The organism is Alteromonas sp. ABV2_168 (assembly GCF_056161165.1).
Window position 1 is genome coordinate 1 of record NZ_JBSWYQ010000025.1, and the last position, 583, is coordinate 583.

Genomic DNA, 583 nt, shown 5'->3' on the forward strand with positions numbered 1-583 from the left:
CTAACACCCGCATAACGGGCAAAAATACGTAGGCTACAATACCAAGCGAAGCGCAGGGAGCCTACGTGTTTTTGTCCCTAGCGAGCGCAGCGAGTGTTAATGCGTTTGTTATGTGCAATTTTCATTCTGCGGAGTTTTACCAACGTTTGATAACGATATGCTAGATAAAACGACAACTGCCAAGGCAACTAAGTTTATGTCCAATGACGAGCCTTCCAAATCGATTGATCAAGCTACGGAGACTCCTACGATAAGTGCAAAATTGTGTGAACTAGTAATTACACCGATTAACTGTAATACGTAGACCCAGAGACATATTTTCAATCCAAGCTGCTTCTTTTTTACGACTAAAATGCCACCCAAAATACTGAAAACAATGATTATTAACGATACAAGCCAATAAACCGTTTCTGCCAGCGTGGAAAAGTTGATAAGGCCTAAGATAATATTTTGACTGTTAAAGACTGCGGCGACCCCATTGACCAGAACGCAAATTACCAAGAGTATTGTAATAGCATTGTGATTTTTGAACATTTTTCTTATCTGATCCCTGAACGATTCTGCATTAGCAATTGCACATAAC

Annotated in this window: 1 protein-coding gene; it reads right to left on the reverse strand. The window is 40.1% G+C overall.

Going from position 1 to position 583, the window contains the following annotated elements; translation table 11 throughout:
- Positions 1-228: 228 nt before the first annotated feature.
- The coding region (locus tag ACXAH4_RS20085) for a hypothetical protein (protein ID WP_474883165.1) at positions 229-583 on the reverse strand (355 nt) is incomplete at its 5' end.